This window comes from Azonexus sp. GW821-FHT04F04 (assembly GCF_059420025.1).
In genome coordinates this window covers 170,410-188,980 of record NZ_JBWKSX010000008.1, presented here as the reverse complement: position 1 = coordinate 188,980, position 18,571 = coordinate 170,410, and the positions used below count along the sequence as shown (strand labels likewise).

The following is an 18,571-nucleotide window of genomic DNA, read 5'->3' as shown; positions in this document are numbered from 1 at the left end:
ATGCGCCTGCTTGCCATCTGGATCATCAACGCGCTCGCCCTGCTGGCGCTGCCGTACGTCGTGCCGTCGGTCCAGGTGGCAAGTTTCGGCACGGCGCTGGTCGTCGCCCTCGTTCTCGGGCTGATCAACGCCGTGCTGCGGCCACTGCTGATCTTGCTGACCCTGCCGGTCACGCTGCTGACGCTGGGCCTGTTCATTTTCGTCATCAATGCCCTGCTCTTTCAGCTGGCCGGCAATCTGGTCGATGGCTTCAACGTCGGCGGCTTCTGGCCGGCATTGTTCGGTTCGGTCGTCTACAGCGTGATTTCCTGGGCGCTAAGCGCCCTGTTTTTGTCGGCAAAGGGCAAGTAATTGCCGCGGGCCGATCAACTGCTGGTCGAAGCCGGCCTTGCCGCCTCCCGCACAGCCGCCCAGCGGCTGATTGCGGCCGGCCGGGTGAGCTGGTCGGGCGGCACCATCGTCAAACCGGCTTTCGATTTAGCCCCAAAAACGCCGTTGACCGTGGAAGCCGACCCGGAAGACCGTTTCGTCTCGCGTGGCGGGCTCAAGCTGGCCGGCGCGCTGACCGAAACCGGCATTTCGGCTGACGGCAAGCATTGTCTCGATGTCGGCCAATCGACCGGCGGCTTCACTGACTGTCTTCTGCAGGCGGGCGCCGCCCATGTCGTCGGCGTCGATGTAGGCCACGGACAATTGCACGCCCGACTGGCCGCTGACCCGCGTGTCACGGCGCTCGAAGGCATCAACTGTCGGGCGCTGAGCCCGGCCGATCTCGGCGAAGCCCTGCCGGAAGGCGGTTTCGCATTGATCGTCGGCGACGTCTCCTTCATTTCGATGACGCTAATCCTGCCGCAACTACCCGCCCTGCTCGCCGCCGACGGCGACCTGCTGCTGCTCATCAAACCCCAGTTCGAAGTCGGCCCGGCCAATATCGGCAAGGGCGGCATCGTCCGCGATCCGGCGCTTTATGCCGGCGTCGAACGCAAGTTTTTCGATTTAGCCCAGAATTTCCGGTTGACCGTGAAAACCTGGCTGAACAGCCCGATTACCGGCGGTGATGGCAACCGCGAATTTTTCATCTGGTTGAAAAAATGACTACAGAAATCTCCATCGAATTTTTCCCGCCGCAAACGCCGGAAGGCGTCGACAAGCTGCGCGCCGTTCGTGCCGAACTGGCCAAACTGAATCCCGCCTTCTTCTCGGTCACCTTCGGCGCCGGCGGTTCGACCCGCGAGCGCACCTTTGCCGTGGTCAAGGAAATCGCCGCCGAAGGCTACGACGCCGCACCGCACCTGTCGTGCATCGGCTCGACGCGTGACAACATTCGCGAAATCCTCAACGAATACAAGGCCGCCGGCATCAGGCGCACCGTTGCCCTGCGCGGCGACCTGCCCTCGGGCATGGCGGAAACCGGCGAGTTCCGCTACGCCAACGAACTCGTTGAATTCATCCGGGCCGAAACCGGCGACTGGTTCAGCATCGAAGTCGCCGCCTACCCGGAATGGCACCCGCAGGCGCGCAGCCCGAAGGACGACCTCGACGCCTTCGCGCGCAAGGTCAAGGCCGGCGCCGATTCGGCCATCACCCAGTACTTCTACAACGCCGACGCCTACTTCCACTTCGTCGACGAAGCCCGGGCGCTCGGCGTCGATGTCCCCATCGTCCCCGGCATCATGCCCATCGTCGGCTTCACCAAGCTGGCCCGCTTCTCGGACGCCTGCGGCGCCGAACTACCACGCTGGATGCGTAAAAAATTCGAAAGCTATGGCGATGACAGCGACTCGATCCGCGCTTTCGGCCTCGATGTTGTAACCGAACTGTGTGAACGCCTGCTCAAGGGCGGCGCGCCGGGACTGCATTTCTACGCCATGAACCAGTCGGCGCTGACCACCGAAATCTGCCGCCGCCTCGGGTAAAGTCGGTTGCTACGGTCAACCGCAAAAAAGGCCCAAAATCAAAATGCCCGCTGACGCGGGCATTTTCTTGTACGGCTCAAGCCGCTTGCGTAACAAATACATTCTGGGCCGGCATCGGCGCCGGGAAACCGGCCTCAGCCAGCGCTTCGCGCAGCACCTTGTTGGTATCGAAATATACCTGCCAGTAATGGTCGTTGTGGCAATACGGACGCACGGCGAGGACTGGCCCGACCAGCGTGAAGTCGAGGATTTCGACATCCACCTTCGGCTCGGGCAGGACATTCGGAATCGCCGCAATCTTCTCGCGGAGGAGAACCATGGCCGCCTGATGATCAGCCGCCCCCGACAACTGGCATTTCAGATCGACGCGGCGAAACGGATTGACCGTGAAATTCTGGATCGTGTCGCTGAACACCTTGTTGTTGCCGAGAATGGTCTGGACGTTGTCCGGCGTGTTGATGGTCGTCGTAAACAAGCCCAACTCAGCCACGGTGCCCGTCACGCCGGCGACCGAGACAAAATCGCCGACCTTCATCGGGCGCAACACGACCATGAAGGCGCCCGCCGCAAAATGCGCCAACAAGCCCGACCAAGCCATGCCGATGGCCACACCGCCTGCCGCAATCAGCGCTGCGAAGGTCGTCGTCTGGATCCCGAAGTAGCCGAGAATCCCGATCACCAGCAGCACGTTGAGGGTCACGCTGACGATCGAGCCAATGTAGCGCAACAAGGTCGGATCGACTTTCTGCTTCTCCAGCGCCGAACGCACCATTCGTAGCGCCATGCCGATCAGCCAGCGGCCGACTACCCAGAAAACGATGGCAGCCAGCAATTTGAGCCCCACCTCCGTCGCCGTTGTGACCAAAATATCCTGATAGCGTGAAATATCCTGCTCTGTCATGGTGTTCTCCTTAAAAATTGCGATTGGGTCCTTTCACTCAACAGCCCTGAATGACAATTTATTCTAGTCGCATGATCGGTACTGCATAGCCGGATCACACCTCTCCTCACAATTCTTCACAGAGGCGTTTTCCGTTGACGGTCATGGTCACCGTCTATATAATGCGCGCTCCCGGTAGGTCGGGTCGGTAGCTCAGTCGGTAGAGCAGCGGACTTTTAATCCGTTGGTCCCGAGTTCGAATCTCGGCCGACCCACCAGCAAAAACAGGGAACGTGGGGCGCTAGCTCAGTTGGTAGAGCAGCGGACTCTTAATCCGTAGGTCGACAGTTCGAATCTGTCGCGCCCCACCATAAATTCCAAGCACTCAGCCAAAACGCGAATCGCGGCTTATTGTTTAGATTGCACCGCCAATTGCGGTGTAGCAGCAAAAACGATTATCGGACGCGGGGTGGAGCAGTTGGCAGCTCGTCGGGCTCATAACCCGAAGGTCGCAGGTTCAAGTCCTGCCCCCGCAACCAAAGGATTCCAGAAAAAAGGCCAGTCACGCGACTGGCCTTTTTCTTTGTCTGGCGCCTCGTTACTTGCGGCCGAATTTCTCGGCCAGCTGGTTCAGCTTTTCCACCCGGCGCTGCTCGGCCTTGGCTTCTGCCTCGGCGGCCTTGCGTGCCTCGGCCTGTTTCTTGAAACGTTCGCGGAGCTGCTCGGCGGCGTGCTGACGGTTCTCGTCAGTCACCTCGTCGGCCGGCGTGCCGTCCAGATTCAGACGAACCGTGCCTTTTTCCATCTCTTTCAGGTAGCGCGTCGAAATCGTATGGCTGCGCATGGCGAGACGCAGGGATTTCTTGCTCAGCTCGGGCAACAGGGCAAAGACCTGTTTGTCGATGCCGATGGCCAGCGGGCTGAAATTGCGGAATACATCGAATCGTTCCTGCAGATCCTTGAGCAGGGCCCGGGTGTCGATCGGCTTGGCGGTGGTGGCTTCTTCGGTAGTCGTCATGATGGGACAGTGTCTTGTCGAGGCGCGAAGGTTAGCACGAAGGCGCCCCCTTGCAGCCTCGAATCGGCGATCAGACGCCGTTTTTGCGGAACCAGGCGAGCATTTTCAGCCAGCCGTCTTCGGCATCCTCCTTGCGGTAGCTGGGTCGATAATCGGCATGGAAGGCGTGCGGCGCATTGTCGTAAATGTGGATCTCCGAAGCCTTGGCGGCCGGACTTCCCTGCGGCAGCGCCTTTTCCATCGCCTCGATGGTTTCCAGCGGAATGCCCGTATCGAGGCCGCCGTACAAACCAAGCACCGGCGCCTTGAGTTCGCCGACCAGTTCCGTCGGATGTTTCGGCGTAATCGGGCTGCTCATGCCGACCAGACGACCGTACCAGGCGACGCTGGCCTTGAGCGCCGGGTTGTGGGCGCTGTACAGCCAGGCAATGCGGCCGCCCCAGCAGAAGCCGGTGATCGCCAGCCGGCTGGTATCGGCGCCCTTGCTGGCGGCCCAGGCCACGCAGGCGTCAAGGTCGCCGAGCACTTGCGCATCGGGCGTCTTGTAGGTGATTTTTTCGAGAATTTCGGGAATGGCGCTGATCTGGCGCGGATCGCCCTGGCGCGCGAACAATTCGGGAGCGATGGCGCAATAACCGAGCTTGGCGAGCCGACGACAGACATCGCGGATGTATTCATGGGCGCCGAATATTTCGGACACGACGAGGACAACCGGCGGCTTCTCCAGCCCGCCGGGCACGGCACGGTAAGCGACCATTTCGCCATCCTTGACCGGCACCTTGATCTCGCCGGCGACGATGCCGGTTTCGTCGGTCTTGATGGCCGTCTGCGCCATCACGGGTTGGGTAGCCAGGGCAAAGCCGGCGCCGAGTGTGGTCACGATGAAACTCCGCCGGTCAAAGCTTTGGGCGGGAACAAGGCTGTCGAACTCCGGATCTGTTGTCATGGTTTGTCTCCTCGGTGGGGATTACATCAAAACAATGTCGTACTGCTCTAAACACAAATTGTTTTTTCTTTTTATTCAATTATCTGCAAAAGTGTCGACTTGGCTTTCTAGCCACTAGCTACCCATCTAGCTACCCATTGATCACAAGCATCACTGTATTTCGATTTTAGAGTGCTTTCAACCGAATAGTACTCACCTCAGGTTGATGCCTTTCGAATGAGCACGAGCGGACGATCCCATTTTACTCCACTTACCTTCGCACCTTTTTCTAGGCGTGGTCAGCGACTCACATCTCAATTCTCAGCAGCCGCGTTTTGTCAAGACGCGATATTCGTTGGCTTTCGCGTTTGGACTGGATTTCCGAATCTCTTCAGAATCCGTTTCACCGTGAAACGCCACTGATCAAGGAGGATCAACAATCGATGAGAAGCAAGGACCTGAAAGAGTTCGACGACTTGCCGAACGCTGCACACGTGGACGTCCAAGTCGTCGCCATTCTGTTCGGATGCAAGCCGCCAACAGTTTGGTCTCGACTCCGTAAAAACGAATTACCGCAACCAAAAAAGTTCGGTTCCCACACCCGCTGGAATGTCGGCGAGCTGCGTACCGCGCTGAACACCAAGAAACCATAAAGGAGAAATCGACAGCACCTGTGCGGCGAAAAAGAATACTGAAATTGAAACATCAAAGAAAGGAGTAACACAGTAAAACTAGCGTACCCACCGGCATAAAGTGAATCTAGGGCCCGGATCCACACATGCCAGCATTTCCGAAATCGAATCCACGTTGTGGATCGACGTTTCTGCATCATCCTTTTTCAAGGGTCAATTTTTATGAGCAATAAACAAGCATCATCGGTTGCATCTTTTTCAACCGCTCTCCCGATTCAACAATTCTTGTTTCTTGGCAAGGGGGCAAAAAAATGAACCCTCGCCAAACTGAATTCCCTTTTTACTGTTTTCCCCCCGTGGCTCAAGAATCAGGCTGGGAACTGATCAAAAACATTGGCATTCCAACAGAAATGGCTGCAGCATTACTCCTGCCAAGCATGGCTGCTTCAGTTCAGGGGTGCTTTGACGTAGAGCTAGCCCCTAGCATGCGTGTGCCGCTGTCCTTGATGACGATGATAGTTGCTCCAAGTGGGACCGGGAAAACCCCTGCCCAAGATCGGCTTACTTCCGGCATCAAAAAATTTGAAGACGAAATGCGTGAGCAATTCGATGGCGATTGGATTCAGTACCAATCCGCCACGGACGCCCATACCGCCGAGCGCAAAGCCATCTTGGGTCTGCTTAAGGAACAAACGAAAGCGGGCAAAGATACTGCCTACCTGCGTCAACAGCTAAGCGAACTCGATAGTAGTGCCCCACCCATGCCAAAGCTGGTCAAGATCATTGCCAAAAACACCACATTGGCTGGAATTGAAGATCGCCTTTCATCAAATTGGCCGAACATCTTGGTTCCTCAGGATGAAGCGGCTCACTTTCTTGAAATTCGATTCGAGGAGCAGCTCAGCGCTGCCAACTCAACTTGGTCAGGATCACCAATCGCCGTCGACACTGGCAAACGGAAATTTTTTGTCAAAGAGCCACGCATCACCTGGCTTCTTCAGGTGCAACCGAAAGCCTTCGAGCGATTCAAGAAGAAGCTTGGCCCCAGGCTCACGGATGAGGGATCAGCGGCACGTATGCTTTTCACCTACGTTGAACCCAGCCAGTACCAGCCCGGACCATTGGCCAATCAACAATGGGGCGCAACTGAACAGTTCAACCAACTCTGTTATGAGCACCTTCATTCAAGCGTGAGCGAAACAGGAAAACCTGTTGCAAAAAAGGTCCTAAAACTTGACGCCCAAGCGCAAGCCTTGTTGGACCAAGAGCGTCAGCGCATCAAGACGTTGAAATCCCCAGGAGGCCCCCTCTTTGACCAACAGGAATTGTGCGCCAAAGCCCACGATAACACTCTTCGAATCGCGGCCATTCTCCATGCCTTCAGCAACAGCATGGGTGACATTTCTGGTCAAACCATGTTGAATGCAATTGAAATTTTCACTTGGTTCGCAAACGAACAAATCCGTGTTCTGACCCCGGCGCCAAAACCTCCGCAAGAATGGTGCGATGCGAATCTGTTACTGCGTTGGTTTGCAAATTTCGTACGCACGCACAACCAGATCTGCATTCAGAAGAATCACCTCCTGAAGCAAGGGCCTCGCGCAACCCGTAGCTCTCCTCGCCTCAATGCAGCACTGCTGTTGTTGTGGCAGCAAGGCCTCCTTGAAGAGCGAGTCCAGGAGGGATCAAAGGCCGTTTACATTCTATTGAACCCGGGTGCCTTTCAGCCGTACCAAATCGCACAACTCCTCAACCAGAACCTCGCTTTTCCAAGTTAAGAGGTGAAACAGGTGGCTACAGCGGCGACAGTAGCCGCTGTAGCCATGCGTTGGGGCAGGACTGTGCTCAATGATGGGCTAGGGAATGCCACATCTGGCTGTTCGAGAGTGGCGAACTCAACTCTTGGCAGGGAAACGCTCCCCCATCACTCTGCATCGTTTGCCACAACTCGGTATATGTCGAAGAAATTCAAAGCACCTGGAAATTCGGGGGGTGAATTTCGGTATACAAACCAATCCAAGGAAAAAACAAAGGCGTGAGTTAAGGTTAAATTAATAATATATATTCATATGTATTATTAACCCTATCGCTGCCTATCTCAAACTATACTCACCCAAGACCGAGAACGATCGTCAGCCATTTACGTTCCAGCCATCGTATTTCATGGAAAATTAATTTTTTAATAGATCGGTATACATGCTTTGGGAATTCACCCAGTCAATTACCAGGAGCATGGAAATGAACGAATCAAAAAACAACAAACACATGGTTAAGAGCACCTCGACATATATCGACCAACTCTTAGAAAACCATTCAAAGATTCAAGTCATCCGACTGGATCTGAGCTATACGAAGAAACACGCCAGAGAGGCATCGCTGGAAGAGATCAACCAGGATCTGAAGCACCTGCTCAACAATCGCCGGACCAAGCCTTCCATATTCGAGAACATGGTCGGTTACATTGCCAAGCGGGAATATACGGAAGACAAAGGACCGCACATCCACAGCATCTTCATCTACGACGGACAGAAGATCCGTAAGGATGCCCACAAGGGTGATCAAATTGGCGAGTACTGGAAGAATGTGATTACCGACGGCAAGGGTATTTACCACAACTGCAACCGAGAGAAAGACAAGTACCCCGAATGTGCTCTAGGGATGATTGACCATACGGATGATGCCAAACAGACAGTGCTGAAAGAGAAGGCCATCGCCTATCTGTGCAAGGAAGAGCAAAGCGTTGGCCCGATCAAGGAATCAGGAAATGAACGCTCCTTTACCCGGGGGATATCTCCTCGGAGGAAAAGCAATGCGGGTAGACCCCGTCTGTACGATTCGTCAGGTCAATTGAACAGCACATTGGAGGACGAGAGCATTGCCCCAGAAAGCCAAGAGTATCCCGACGATCAAAGCACTGATTAGAACCGTGAGAAAGCACTTGACCTCGCTGTACAGGTCAAGTCGCTTGTTGTTCAGTGGGAACTACTGGAGGACCTGGTGGGCGGTCTGGATATCTGCCAGAGCCGCAATCTGATGGAGTATCCGATGATGGCAGCTTTGCTGAATTCCGGACGAGCTCATTAAATGGGATCTAAGTCATAGCCCTAGGAAATGGCGAAGCACAGCCCAACAGCGGCCAAGGAACCCAGGGATCCCTTGGGCGGCCTTGAGACGGTTGGTTGCTTCAACATAGGCGATTTTTGCCTCCCGGTCGGATTCTTTGACACGCTGGATCTGTTTGTCCGACATGCCACCGCTCCAGACAACCTTATTCTGCCGGATCCAGTAATGCGAACGGCACTTGAAACTCCAGTTGCCGATCGACGGCGATAGTGAGACTGACTTGCCATGCCGGGCCAGCGACCATTCAGCCGGGTTCAAGGGAGTGACAACCTCCTCGCCGCATCCGCAACAGCATCGATGTAGCGCAATCTGATAGCGCTCGCAGATGTAGAGGACCCCGTCCTCCAACTGCTCAGGGATTACCTCTACATCGATTGGATGAACCGTTACTGCCCTCATGCCGCAGTCCATGATGCCGGCACCATCTCATCCCGGGTCAACGCTTGGTCGTTGATTGAGAAGGTCAAGTGATGGGCGTTACGAACATCCTGGTAAAAGCCACAAAACTGCTTCCACTTCAGGACGGCGAAAAGGGCATTGAGGGCGTTCATATCAGCAACCTGGATATTGCTACGGTACAGATCATTGTCGCCATCTGCTTGGAGCGGAGCGCGGCTTGCGAAATGGTCCGATTTCTCGGGCGTACAGAGTGTGGCCCGGCACGTACCCAACAGCGTAGATAGATCCGGAAGGTGGTGCAGGTCCATGCCAGTATCAACAAAAGGGATGCCCGCCGCGATCAGGGAGTCCGAGATCTCTTTTCGCGCTGCTGCATTGTCGATACACAGGAACACAAAGTTGAATCCAGCCAAGTCGGACAGATTCTCCTCAGTCACCCGACAAGGATGGCTGACAATCCCCTTGTGCATTGCGCCGTACATCGCCGCAAAGTAATCCACCTTGAGGGGCCGCGTAGCCAGTTCCTCGAGGGTTGCCGCCCCTGGGGCGCGGAAGGCATTGTGCTGGTCGAAGGTGTCTCCGTCGAAAAGATGGATTTCCCGGACCGGCGTTTTGGCGACTTGATCCAGTACATAGGCCCCGGTCCCGCCCAAACCTACGATGGCTACCCGCTCCATCGAAAGCTTCGAAGACACCGCCAGGATGCCCGCACGGCTCGATGCGAAGTCCCAATAGTGGAAGATCGAATGCTCTTCTACCGGAACGACTACTTTGCCGGTAAAGGGAGTCGCCTGGTTATCGATGGCGCGGGCCTGGTTCCAGATAACCGTGATGTAGTGCAGCATCTTGCTGGAGTAATCCGGGAAGCCGGAATTCATATACTCCTCCGGCTTGTTTGAGAAGCGGTAATTGGCGACAAACCCTTCCCAGAGAGGACAGTTCTCGGAATGGCGGAGCACCTCAAGGGGACGACCATCATGCTTGTGGGGGAAGTCACCGACAAACCAGACCTGGTGGTCTGTTGGCCTCCCAAGGGAGCCCGGATTGCCATTAAGGTTGGTCACCAGAATCCCGAGCCGAACTTGGCGTTGCGAATCCAAGTAGGGCACCGAATGCACAAGGAGATGGCCGTTACGGACCTCAATTTCCAACTGGAGGTCCTGCAGGCGCCGGAGGTCCGGATCAAGAACGATTGGTCTTGGTGACATTGAACACCATCCCTTCCTTGAGCGGAGTGTGTTGGCCACTGACCAGGGTTCCGTCCTTCCCGTGGGGGGATGAGTAGGTCACGGTGAAGTCGACCAAATCGCTGGGGGTAATACCGGGGAAGGCGATCCCTACAACGTCCTCATAGGTGATCTGATGCCCGGAGAACTCCCTGGGGCGACCGTTGACGATGATGGTGTAGGTCTTGTTTTGACCGGGTGCTGCTTCAGATTTGCTGTTTTCCATTTATAGCCTCTTTTAATGTGATTCTGGAACGCTACCGACACGGATGTGTCAAATAGCGCGTCAAATAGTAGATAGAGGCTGGCAATGTGTCAACTAGTGTGTAAAATAGTGATTGTGGGCGTGACAGCTAGGCCAACATTGGCAAGCGCAACCACCTATGAAATGGGGAGAACAACGTGACCAATTCGCTGACTTCGCTAGGGACATGGGCTAATGCCCCACTCGCCCTGGTTGTAGCGCAGGTCTGTTATACGCCGACACCGGAAACAGATTTTCGGATCGTCGCCAATCTAATTAAAGAGGCACTGGGCAATCGATTTTCCATGGACAACAACGTCGAGCAGTTGGCGTTCGTCCTTGGCGCAGATGGAGCCCCTAGCATCACCAATGAGCCAACCTGCGTTGGTGTCGACCTCATCAGCGAGGACGCACGGACCTGCTTGCGCATCAATAACGGGGCGATAACCTTCAATACATCCGATTACCGGGGTTGGGAAGAATTTATTGCCGAATGGGAAGCCATGCTGACGGTGCTAAATGCGACGGGCCCCATTACGGCAACCCGTATCGGCCTGCGCTATCTGGACTTTATTCTTCCAAGCGCTGGGAGAAAGCCGGAAGAGTATGTGATTGATGGCATTGGGAAATCTCCGGCCTCCCTGGGGCAAGCGCCCATTAGCGTCTCGTTATACGAATACGAGCGCGAGTCGGATGGACGCCTACGCGTTCAATACAGCCGAGGCTTTGGCCCCCCCATGACCCCACCGGACCTGCAGGGGACCGCGGCGCCGTATCCTGGCCTGATGGCTCGGTACCAGGGTGCGGAATCGGCCATTCTGGACATGGACCGCTACGCCATGCTGAACAAGGGCATGACTGCGAGCGAGTTGGCAATCGAATTCAGCAAACTTCACACCGATCTTTCGGAATCCTTCCAGCATATCATTTCGCCTTTGGCATTAGTCGAATGGCGTGACGAAACCAAGGAGGGCTAGCATGCAGCAGTATCAAATCAATTCGAAAAAAGGACGGCAAGAGTGGCTGGCCAGGATGGGGGCTGGCGCCCCTGTCCCAACCTCCGATAACGCTTATGGAACCGGCTGGGATATCGCTGCAAAGGACGCAATCACGTACTTGCTGTATCAGCGCGTCCTGCAGGATGTTGTCCCATCTGACAACAGCGGGGTTAATTACCCGGTCTACCGCATTTTTATTCGTCCATCTGATTGCGCGTCCCCGGTGAGGGGTACTCCCAATCTAATAGACTACACGGCTGGCGTCCGCGCCCAAGTTCGTTACTATTTGACGAATTCAACCGCCGCCACGGCACAACCATCAGTCGCGCAGGTATCGCCGTCGACTATTGTCGATCTGGTGAGGAATACCTTTGCTTTGACCATCCGGGACGCTGCCGATGTCTTTCAAGTATCTAGGCCGACGATTTATCAGTGGCTAAAGCTCGAATCTATCGACCTGATCCGTTCCAGTGCTGACCGTGATCGCCTCAAACGGCTGTATAGCATTGCCATGGCTTGGACATCCCGGCCCAAGCTGAGCGGGCGCTGGTATCAACTGGTCCTGCCTTCTGGGCAAACCTTATTGGACATTCTGAAGGGCGAGAACTTGGATAGCCAGGAATTCTCCCGCTTCCATACCTTGCTCACGCAACAGAGCAGTCTGCTCCAGAGCCAGGAGCATATCCGCGCCCGGAGTGCGATTGATGGCATGCGGGATAGTTTCGCAGCCATGGAGCGCGATCGGCCGAACCAGAAACAGGGAGAAGAAAGCTGAATCTTTTTGAGGCCTTCATCACTGAAGTAGAGGCGCTCCTTGAGGAACGTGGAGGCCCCCTGCTCGTCATGATCGTAGGCCCCAATGGCGCTGGGAAGTCGACCTGTTACCGGAAATACCTTCGGGAATCCCTTAAAAGGCATATCGACAACCATATCGACCCGGACGAGATTGAGCGGCAAATCCGGGAGGATCTCGAAGGCGAAAAATTGTCTGATGACGAGTTTTCGGAGATGGCAAGGGATGAAGCGACAACGCAACGAAACATCCATCTGTCCAATCGGGTTAGTTTTAGCTTTGAGACCGTATTCTCAGACCCCTACGGTGACAAACTGGAGTTCATTCGCAAGGCAAAGTCCCAAGGATTCATCGTTGCCCTGATTGCTGTCGGCCTCGACTCCCCTGAAAAGTCCGCACAACGGGTTGCTGCCAGAGTGTCCAAGGGGGGGCATAACGTCCCTCTTGACCGAATTCGAGACCGCTACCCCCGGGTCATCTGCAATATTGTCGCTGGCGCACAGACCGCCTCGGCAGCCGTGGTTGTCGACAACAGTCAGGATATTCTGGGCAATGACGGCACCGCGTACGATCCATTTGCCGTGTTCGTAAGCGGACTATGTGTCCAAACTTCGAAGCAGGTTCCAGAATGGTGGGTGCGCTATTCGAAGAGCGCTCACCTGACAGAACCTTTTTCACTGACGCTAAATGCTTGGGTAAGTCGGCTACTGGATGACGACCGTACAGCAGTATCTCTGCTGGCGCTGCCCGCTCCGCGAAAACCCAACGATTTTCACTAGGACTCTACACGTTCTAATTTGAGTGCACGGCACATCGGGAATGGGGCAGCGCTCAAGTAGCCTCGCTTCTCAAACTCGCCGACCTCGGCTACTGCCTTTTGACGCTGGCATCAGGCTGGATGTCGGCCAAAGCCGACCTTGGGCCTCTGACCGAAATCAGGCGGCAATGCGCCTGTTACCTGCCACTCAGCTACTGGCGGTAATCAATAGTCGCTTTCGTTACAGGCGATGGACGGCCCCCGACCCTGAGCCGACCTTCGTATCTCAGGCGTGCCGACGGCGGATTACTGAACTACGGCCACTATGCTCTATAGTTACTCCCGATAATCGAGGTTATCGGGAGTAAGTTAGAGCGCTACTATCGGAGCCGGCAAAAGCGGGCCAACGTCATGGGCGCCCTGGATTATGTCCGGGGCCAACTGCACTTCGATGTCTGCGACCACACCGTTCGCCGCGAGGACGTCATCCGCTTTCTCTATCACTTGGCGCAGTCGTCCCCGCCGACAAGTGGGCCTTCCTGGTCATGGACAATGCTTCGATGCATCACCACATCGATCCGGCCATCACCGACCGCTGGCTGACTCAGCATCGCTTTTTGCCGTTGTATCTGCCGCCCTACAGTCCCGAGCTCAATCTCATCGAAATCCTCTGGAAGCATGCCAAATACCATTGGCGCACTTCACGTCCTGGACCAGGGACTCTTTGGCTCAGGAGGTTCGGACGCTTCTGGCGAGATTCGGCACCAAGTTCTATATTCGTTATGCGTGATTACTTACTTGATTAGCTGCACAGAGCTGACAAAAAAGCCAACCGAGACAGGTTGGCTTTTTTGTTATCTAGTCAGAGATGAGTGTTCATGGTGCAGGGACCAATCCCCTTTTCTACTGCGACCCTAGCATCCGTACGGAAGTCAAGGCGAGGGTCTGGTGAGAGGTGTTTACATCCTCAGAAATGGGTCTTTTGTCATTCGATTAGGGCGCTTTGTCATCGTGGTTCGCGGCGCCGGTCCATACAATTTCTTAGGTGCTGCAGGCGGCATGAAACAGCGCCAAAATGACAATGGCATCTGCGATCCAGAGCCAACCAAAATGGAGACAAACATGTACCAAATCAACATGCAGAAGCTCGCCGATGAGGCCAGCTTCAACCGCTTTCACGCCAAGGTGCTTCTGTGGTGCCTACTAATTCTGGTCATCGACGGCTATGACATCGCCGTCGTCGGCATCGCGCTGCCAGCCATCATGAAGCAGATGGACGCGAATGCCTCCACCGCAGGCATCATGGCCAGCTCAGCCCTGTTCGGGATGATGTTCGGCGCCATGGCCCTAGGCACACTATCCGACCGGATCGGCCGACGCTGGGCCCTCTCCATCGGGGTCATGTTGTTCAGCGTGTTCACCGCGGCTGCCGGCTTCACTAAGGATCCCGTCAGCTTCAGCGTGGTGCGCTTCATCGCTGGCCTGGGGATCGGTGGCGTGCTGCCGGTCATCGTCGCGCAGATGGTCGAGTATTCGCCCAAGAAGATTCGTAGCTTGATGACGGCGCTAATGGCCTCGGGCTACGCGCTGGGCGGCATCCTGGCTGCAGTGCTGGGCAAGCAACTGATCGGCGAATATGGATGGCAGGTCGTGTTCATCGCTGCGGGAGTGCCGGTCCTGCTGATTCCGTTCATCCTGAAGCTGATGCCGGAATCGATGACCTACCTGATCTCGCACCGGCGGAGCGGCGAACTGGCCGAAGTGGCTCGTCATCTCCAGCCGGAGGTCAAGCAACCCTCGGACGCTCAGTTCGTCGTGTCCACCACCGATCACGTGGCGGGTGCGCCGGTCACCCGGCTGTTCCAGGATGGTCGAGGGCTGAGTACAGTGCTGTTCTGGATCGCCTTCTTCTCGGGCCTGTTCATGGTCTATGCGCTCAGCAGCTGGCTGACCAAGCTGATGGCGTTGTCAGGCTACAGCCTGGGGTCTGCGCTCAGCTTTGTGATCGCGCTGAACGTTGGTGCCATCATTGGTGCAGTAGGGGGGGGGTGGCTCGCCGACAAATTCCGCATTAAGTGGGTGCTGGTCGCAATGTATGCGCTGGGTGGTGTGCTGCTTTACATGATGACGCTCCAGGCCTCGACCGAGGTGCGCTATCTGGTCATCGGCGCTGTCGGCGCTTGCACTACTGGCGCGCAACTACTTGCCTATGCCTACTGCGGGCAGTTCTACCCGATGTCGATTCGCTCGACTGGGATCGGTATGGCCTCAGGCGTGGGGCGCCTGGGCGCGATCGCGGCGCCGCTGCTGATCGGTCAGATCGTCGCGCTGGAGCTGCCTCTGGAGCAGAACTTCCTGGTGATCGGGGCTTTCGGAGTTATCGGTGCTGTCGCCCTAGCCCTCATCAGCCACGGCGGCTTGGCGTCGCAGCCGATTCCACAAAACGCCTGATTGTCACCACCACGGGAATTCGACATGTCAAACCACGCCGCGTCATCGAGCTAGACATCGTACTTTTCGCTGGCGCGTCCGGGGAAATCATCCAGCATCGGAAGTCGATGAGGCAAATCATAGTCTCCTCTGCAGGCAGCATCGGAATGATCTGCTTGTCCTTGCCGGGAGGTTAATCGCCTCCCGGTTTTTTTCGCCCGTGGGCAGGTTTGAGAAGAATTTGGCAGGAACTTTTCGTGAGTAGATTGGCTAAACAACCGGCAATTGAAATGGCACATGATTTGAAGTGTCTAGCGATCCGTTTTCTTTTTGGTGAGATCAGTCGTGCCGATTACCAGAAGGAGTTCTATCGTCTTGTCCAGAATCTCGAACACGCCAATTCTCAACATACCGTGCTAGCACGAGGAAGAAAATTTGTATTAAGGCGTGTCGACAAATAGGGAAGCCCAGCCAGGAAATGGTTTGCTCCCTTGCTTTCAGCGCATTTGACTTCGATGTCGGCTTCGTGGGGAACCAAATTGAGCGACGGGAGCCATGCTTGCTGAAAAGCAAATCCAGCGTGGTACCCGTCGCTCGACCAGATTGCTTGAACAAGCCATCCACGCTTAACTCGATAACTACAACGCTAATTCCAAACCGCTCGTCTGGTTAATAGGCAAATGATGGTCGCGCCAGCATCAAAGGGTTTGTCTGAGAATTTCCAACTCAGGACTCTCGCCCAATATGCTTAGTCAAACGAATACAACTATGCGCTGAGGGAATGTGATCGATAGGCACCGGGTGCGCTACCTGTCCATGACTTGAAAGCCCGCTGAAATGCAGTGCTACCCGTGAATCCTAGCTCCTCGGCAATGTCGCTCAGGGAGATTCTGGTGCTTGCTAATCGAGAGATGGCCATATCGCGCCGTAGCTCGTCCTTTAACATCTGGAACGACTTTCCTTCAATTGCCAAGTGCCGCTGCAGGGCACTGACCGACATATGCAGGCGCTGAGCAGAGCTAGCCAAATCCGGCCATTCTGGACACGTTTGCTGCAAGAGAGTACGTACCCGTGCACTATACGTGCGCTCGTTCAGGTTGGGGCCCACCAGATTTCCCGGAGTTGCGCGCAGGAAAGATTGCAGCGCAATCACGTCTCGGTGCATTGGCTTCGCTATTTCGGAGGCGTTGAACCAGACAGCTGAACACGATTTCCCGAAACGCAAGGTACCAGAGAAGATTCGTGGATAGTTATCAGCATGCACAGGCTGTTCGAACGCGAAGTCGAAACCCTTAGGTACCAAACGGCCTCCATGCAGCCACACTAGTAGGCGCCAAAAGACGCGTAGCAGGAGACCATGCAGAAAGTCTGCGTGCGCACCCGGCCCCCCTCGCATCTCCAGACTGGCGCCAAACAGCGAGCCATCGGAGACAGGTACAAGCAGGGCATCATCCTGGAGTAGGGCAAAGGATTCGCAGACGCGTTGCAAAGCTGCTGCCAGCGTTCGCGCCCCGAGCGTGGAGCGAGCCATCAGTGCGAAGCTGCCGCAGCGAAACGGCCTGCCGCGCAGGTAGCCCAAGCATTCATCATCAAGGCTGTCCTTCACGGCACTAAAGAGCGCAATGTATTGCTCGACAGTTACCCGTGACTGCTCCAGATGCAGCAACGGCTCGGCTATACAGGCCTGCTCTAGAACGCTGATAAGCCAGGATTCAGTGGCCAGCCCCTTGCCGCGCGCACCGTCGAGCAACCCATGCACGGCAAAGATAGGAACTGTGGTGACGGATCTCACGGTGGTTAAAGGCACAGCTATGGCTGGAGCAAATAAATTGAGGTCGTTTGTTAGCTTATAGAGGTCGTTTGGTAGCGCTACTTGAGGGCCTGACTACTACGATCATATCTAGGCCATGAGTGCGTGCGACTGAATCATACCGTACGACGCATTGAAGCCGAATCGACCCCAGCCAAAAGAGGAGACAACCACATGATTCAAGTCAAAAAGCAGAGAGCTATTGAGCCTCACTCCCATATGCCCATGAACGTGCAGGGCTGTAGCTTAGTCATTGTCTGATGGGGTAAGTCATGCTTCCACAATTACATTGCCATGCTTGGATGGACGAAGAGATCGAGGCCTTTCGCGAACAAGTGCGGCGCTACATCGCTGCAGAATTCGCACCTAAGTTGGACGAATGGCGTCGCCAGGGCTATATCCCGCGTGAGGTCTGGCGCCCGTTTGGCGAATTGGGCTTCCTGTTGCCCGAAATGCCCGAGACCTATGGCGGCGCTGGTGCCAGTCTGGCCTACCAACTGGTGGTGCAGGACGAACTGGCAAAGGCAGAAATGCCGGTCAACATCGCGGTTCATACCATCGCTTCACACTACATCTTGGATTTCGGCACAGAAACACAGAAACAGCGCTGGCTACCCAAAGTGACGAACGGAGAAATGCTGGCTGCTATTGCAATGACCGAGCCCGGTTGCGGCTCGGACTTGAAGGCCATTTCGACTCGGGCTCGCCGTGATGGCGACTACTACGTGATCGACGGTGCCAAGACCTTCATAACCAACGGTTTCACCGGGAACCTTCTGATCGTAGCGGCGCGCACCAGTGGCGAGGGCAGCAAAGGGGTGTCGCTGTTCGTACTCGAAACCGAGAACCTGCCTGGATTTCATGTGGGGCGCCTGCTGGAGAAAATCGGTATGCAGGCCTCGGACACCGCCGAGTTGTTCTTCGACAGCGTGCGCGTGCCGGCCGACCAACTGTTGGGAGGCGTCGAAGGCAAAGGCTTCGGGCAACTGATGGGAGCATTACCTTACGAGCGAATGCTCATTGCGGTGCCGGCAGCGGCTACCATCGAGCAGGCACTGGCCGTTACGGTGGAATACACAAAGCAGCGTAAAGCATTCGGCGCCCCGCTGTTCGACATGCAGCTTACGCGCCAGAAGCTAGCCGAGGTGGCCACCATCGCTCATGTGGTGCGCACTTTTGTGAATGACTGCACTCAGCGCCTTCTGGACGGCACGCTCGACAACGAGGCGGCCTACATGGCCAAGTGGTGGTGCACCGAGCAGCAGTGCCGGGTAGTAGACGAGTGCCTGCAACTGTTCGGCGGCTACGGCTACATGGCCGAGTACCCAATTGCGCGTATGTATGCCGCTTCTCGTGTGCAAAAAATCTATGGCGGCGCCAACGAGGTCTTGAAAGACCTAGTGTCGAGGAAGCTGTGAAC

The 18,571-nt window shown here is 55.7% G+C and carries 19 protein-coding genes and 3 tRNA genes; 15 read left to right on the top strand and 7 right to left on the bottom strand.

The genetic code is table 11. The annotated features are described in order from the left end of the window. From AC07TV_RS16200 to metF, 3 genes are read left to right on the top strand one after another with little or no spacing between them, the layout of a single operon-like run. On the top strand, positions 1 to 351 hold the full coding sequence (locus tag AC07TV_RS16200; RefSeq protein WP_494649400.1) for a phage holin family protein: 351 nt from the start codon (positions 1 to 3) through the stop codon (positions 349 to 351). Then, the gene (locus AC07TV_RS16195) at positions 352 to 1,095 is read left to right on the top strand and encodes a TlyA family RNA methyltransferase (RefSeq protein WP_494649399.1); all 744 of its coding nucleotides are present in this window, start codon (positions 352 to 354) and stop codon (positions 1,093 to 1,095) included. Further along, positions 1,092 to 1,916 (top strand): methylenetetrahydrofolate reductase [NAD(P)H], encoded by an 825-nt coding sequence (gene metF / locus AC07TV_RS16190; RefSeq protein ID WP_494649398.1) that lies wholly within the window; start codon positions 1,092 to 1,094, stop codon positions 1,914 to 1,916. Before AC07TV_RS16195 ends, metF begins: the two co-directional genes overlap by 4 nt. 76 nt (positions 1,917 to 1,992) lie before the next feature. Here the strand turns inward: metF and AC07TV_RS16185 are convergent, their stop codons facing one another. Continuing rightward, positions 1,993 to 2,817, bottom strand: a complete 825-nt coding sequence (locus tag AC07TV_RS16185; protein WP_494649397.1) for a mechanosensitive ion channel family protein — start codon at positions 2,815 to 2,817, stop codon at positions 1,993 to 1,995. 181 nt (positions 2,818 to 2,998) lie between these two features. On the opposite strand from AC07TV_RS16185, the gene AC07TV_RS16180 reads away from it, so the two are divergent. From AC07TV_RS16180 to AC07TV_RS16170, 3 genes are all read left to right on the top strand, one after another. After that, positions 2,999 to 3,074, top strand: a tRNA-Lys gene (locus AC07TV_RS16180). Between the two features lie 17 nt (positions 3,075 to 3,091). Beyond that, a tRNA-Lys gene (locus AC07TV_RS16175) sits at positions 3,092 to 3,167 on the top strand. A gap of 92 nt (positions 3,168 to 3,259) precedes the next feature. Beyond that, positions 3,260 to 3,335: transfer RNA gene (locus AC07TV_RS16170), tRNA-Met, on the top strand. A 59-nt stretch (positions 3,336 to 3,394) separates the two neighbouring features. Here the strand turns inward: AC07TV_RS16170 and AC07TV_RS16165 are convergent. Together AC07TV_RS16165 and AC07TV_RS16160 are read right to left on the bottom strand one after the other, a co-directional pair. Beyond that, on the bottom strand, positions 3,395 to 3,814 hold the full coding sequence (locus tag AC07TV_RS16165) for a ProQ/FINO family protein (protein ID WP_494649396.1): 420 nt from the start codon (positions 3,812 to 3,814) through the stop codon (positions 3,395 to 3,397). A 70-nt stretch (positions 3,815 to 3,884) separates the two neighbouring features. After that, complete coding sequence (locus AC07TV_RS16160; RefSeq protein ID WP_494649395.1) at positions 3,885 to 4,760, bottom strand: dienelactone hydrolase family protein; 876 nt, start codon at positions 4,758 to 4,760, stop codon at positions 3,885 to 3,887. 347 nt (positions 4,761 to 5,107) lie between these two features. On the opposite strand from AC07TV_RS16160, the gene AC07TV_RS16155 reads away from it, so the two are divergent. The 3 genes from AC07TV_RS16155 (at position 5,108) to AC07TV_RS16145 (ending at position 8,293) form a co-directional block, all read left to right on the top strand. Further along, complete coding sequence (locus AC07TV_RS16155) at positions 5,108 to 5,392, top strand: helix-turn-helix transcriptional regulator (RefSeq protein ID WP_494649394.1); 285 nt, start codon at positions 5,108 to 5,110, stop codon at positions 5,390 to 5,392. A gap of 290 nt (positions 5,393 to 5,682) precedes the next feature. After that, positions 5,683 to 7,149: a DUF3987 domain-containing protein gene (locus AC07TV_RS16150; RefSeq protein WP_494649393.1), complete on the top strand. Its 1,467-nt coding sequence runs from the start codon at positions 5,683 to 5,685 to the stop codon at positions 7,147 to 7,149. Between the two features lie 460 nt (positions 7,150 to 7,609). Beyond that, positions 7,610 to 8,293: a YagK/YfjJ domain-containing protein gene (locus AC07TV_RS16145; protein ID WP_494649392.1), complete on the top strand. Its 684-nt coding sequence runs from the start codon at positions 7,610 to 7,612 to the stop codon at positions 8,291 to 8,293. A gap of 174 nt (positions 8,294 to 8,467) precedes the next feature. Here AC07TV_RS16145 and AC07TV_RS16140 read toward each other — a convergent pair whose 3' ends face one another. Genes AC07TV_RS16140 through AC07TV_RS16130 form a run of 3 tightly spaced genes read right to left on the bottom strand, consistent with a single transcriptional unit; the run spans position 8,468 to position 10,345 of the window. After that, entirely contained in the window at positions 8,468 to 8,905 is a 438-nt protein-coding gene (locus AC07TV_RS16140; RefSeq protein WP_494649391.1) for a ubiquitination-like system serine protease family protein, read from the bottom strand. Next, complete coding sequence (locus AC07TV_RS16135) at positions 8,890 to 10,101, bottom strand: ThiF family adenylyltransferase (RefSeq protein WP_494649390.1); 1,212 nt, start codon at positions 10,099 to 10,101, stop codon at positions 8,890 to 8,892. The genes AC07TV_RS16140 and AC07TV_RS16135 overlap by 16 nt, the downstream gene beginning before the upstream one ends. Beyond that, on the bottom strand, positions 10,076 to 10,345 hold the full coding sequence (locus AC07TV_RS16130; protein WP_494649389.1) for a multiubiquitin domain-containing protein: 270 nt from the start codon (positions 10,343 to 10,345) through the stop codon (positions 10,076 to 10,078). Before AC07TV_RS16130 ends, AC07TV_RS16135 begins: the two co-directional genes overlap by 26 nt. Before the next feature lie 176 nt (positions 10,346 to 10,521). Between AC07TV_RS16130 and AC07TV_RS16125 the strand changes: the two genes are divergently transcribed. The 5 genes from AC07TV_RS16125 to AC07TV_RS16105 all read left to right on the top strand — a co-directional run bounded on the left by AC07TV_RS16125 (position 10,522) and on the right by AC07TV_RS16105 (position 15,362). After that, positions 10,522 to 11,340, top strand: a complete 819-nt coding sequence (locus tag AC07TV_RS16125) for a TIGR04255 family protein (RefSeq protein ID WP_494649388.1) — start codon at positions 10,522 to 10,524, stop codon at positions 11,338 to 11,340. Between the two features lies 1 nt (position 11,341). Then, complete coding sequence (locus AC07TV_RS16120) at positions 11,342 to 12,136, top strand: hypothetical protein (protein WP_494649387.1); 795 nt, start codon at positions 11,342 to 11,344, stop codon at positions 12,134 to 12,136. Continuing rightward, on the top strand, positions 12,133 to 12,933 hold the full coding sequence (locus tag AC07TV_RS16115; protein WP_494649438.1) for an ATPase: 801 nt from the start codon (positions 12,133 to 12,135) through the stop codon (positions 12,931 to 12,933). The genes AC07TV_RS16120 and AC07TV_RS16115 overlap by 4 nt, the downstream gene beginning before the upstream one ends. Positions 12,934 to 13,456: 523 nt before the next feature. Continuing rightward, entirely contained in the window at positions 13,457 to 13,717 is a 261-nt protein-coding gene (locus AC07TV_RS16110; RefSeq protein ID WP_494649386.1) for a transposase, read from the top strand. A gap of 316 nt (positions 13,718 to 14,033) precedes the next feature. Continuing rightward, positions 14,034 to 15,362: an MFS transporter gene (locus tag AC07TV_RS16105; protein ID WP_494649385.1), complete on the top strand. Its 1,329-nt coding sequence runs from the start codon at positions 14,034 to 14,036 to the stop codon at positions 15,360 to 15,362. A gap of 745 nt (positions 15,363 to 16,107) precedes the next feature. Here AC07TV_RS16105 and AC07TV_RS16100 read toward each other — a convergent pair. Continuing rightward, entirely contained in the window at positions 16,108 to 17,133 is a 1,026-nt protein-coding gene (locus tag AC07TV_RS16100) for an AraC family transcriptional regulator (RefSeq protein ID WP_494649384.1), read from the bottom strand. A gap of 320 nt (positions 17,134 to 17,453) precedes the next feature. On the opposite strand from AC07TV_RS16100, the gene AC07TV_RS16095 reads away from it, so the two are divergent. Continuing rightward, complete coding sequence (locus AC07TV_RS16095; RefSeq protein WP_494649383.1) at positions 17,454 to 18,569, top strand: acyl-CoA dehydrogenase family protein; 1,116 nt, start codon at positions 17,454 to 17,456, stop codon at positions 18,567 to 18,569. Positions 18,570 to 18,571: the final 2 nt, after the last annotated feature.

Excerpts from the sequence above, each read along its gene's own strand:
- AC07TV_RS16200 (WP_494649400.1), top strand. The coding sequence starts at position 1 with ATGCGCCTGCTTGCCATCTGGATCATCAACGCGCTCGCCCTGCTGGCG.
- metF (WP_494649398.1), top strand. The coding sequence starts at position 1,092 with ATGACTACAGAAATCTCCATCGAATTTTTCCCGCCGCAAACGCCGGAA.
- AC07TV_RS16185 (WP_494649397.1), bottom strand. The coding sequence starts at position 2,817 with ATGACAGAGCAGGATATTTCACGCTATCAGGATATTTTGGTCACAACG.
- AC07TV_RS16165 (WP_494649396.1), bottom strand. The coding sequence starts at position 3,814 with ATGACGACTACCGAAGAAGCCACCACCGCCAAGCCGATCGACACCCGG.
- AC07TV_RS16160 (WP_494649395.1), bottom strand. The coding sequence starts at position 4,760 with ATGACAACAGATCCGGAGTTCGACAGCCTTGTTCCCGCCCAAAGCTTT.
- AC07TV_RS16150 (WP_494649393.1), top strand. The coding sequence starts at position 5,683 with ATGAACCCTCGCCAAACTGAATTCCCTTTTTACTGTTTTCCCCCCGTG.
- AC07TV_RS16145 (WP_494649392.1), top strand. The coding sequence starts at position 7,610 with ATGAACGAATCAAAAAACAACAAACACATGGTTAAGAGCACCTCGACA.
- AC07TV_RS16140 (WP_494649391.1), bottom strand. The coding sequence starts at position 8,905 with ATGGACTGCGGCATGAGGGCAGTAACGGTTCATCCAATCGATGTAGAG.
- AC07TV_RS16135 (WP_494649390.1), bottom strand. The coding sequence starts at position 10,101 with ATGTCACCAAGACCAATCGTTCTTGATCCGGACCTCCGGCGCCTGCAG.
- AC07TV_RS16130 (WP_494649389.1), bottom strand. The coding sequence starts at position 10,345 with ATGGAAAACAGCAAATCTGAAGCAGCACCCGGTCAAAACAAGACCTAC.
- AC07TV_RS16120 (WP_494649387.1), top strand. The coding sequence starts at position 11,342 with ATGCAGCAGTATCAAATCAATTCGAAAAAAGGACGGCAAGAGTGGCTG.
- AC07TV_RS16110 (WP_494649386.1), top strand. The coding sequence starts at position 13,457 with ATGGACAATGCTTCGATGCATCACCACATCGATCCGGCCATCACCGAC.
- AC07TV_RS16105 (WP_494649385.1), top strand. The coding sequence starts at position 14,034 with ATGTACCAAATCAACATGCAGAAGCTCGCCGATGAGGCCAGCTTCAAC.
- AC07TV_RS16095 (WP_494649383.1), top strand. The coding sequence starts at position 17,454 with ATGGACGAAGAGATCGAGGCCTTTCGCGAACAAGTGCGGCGCTACATC.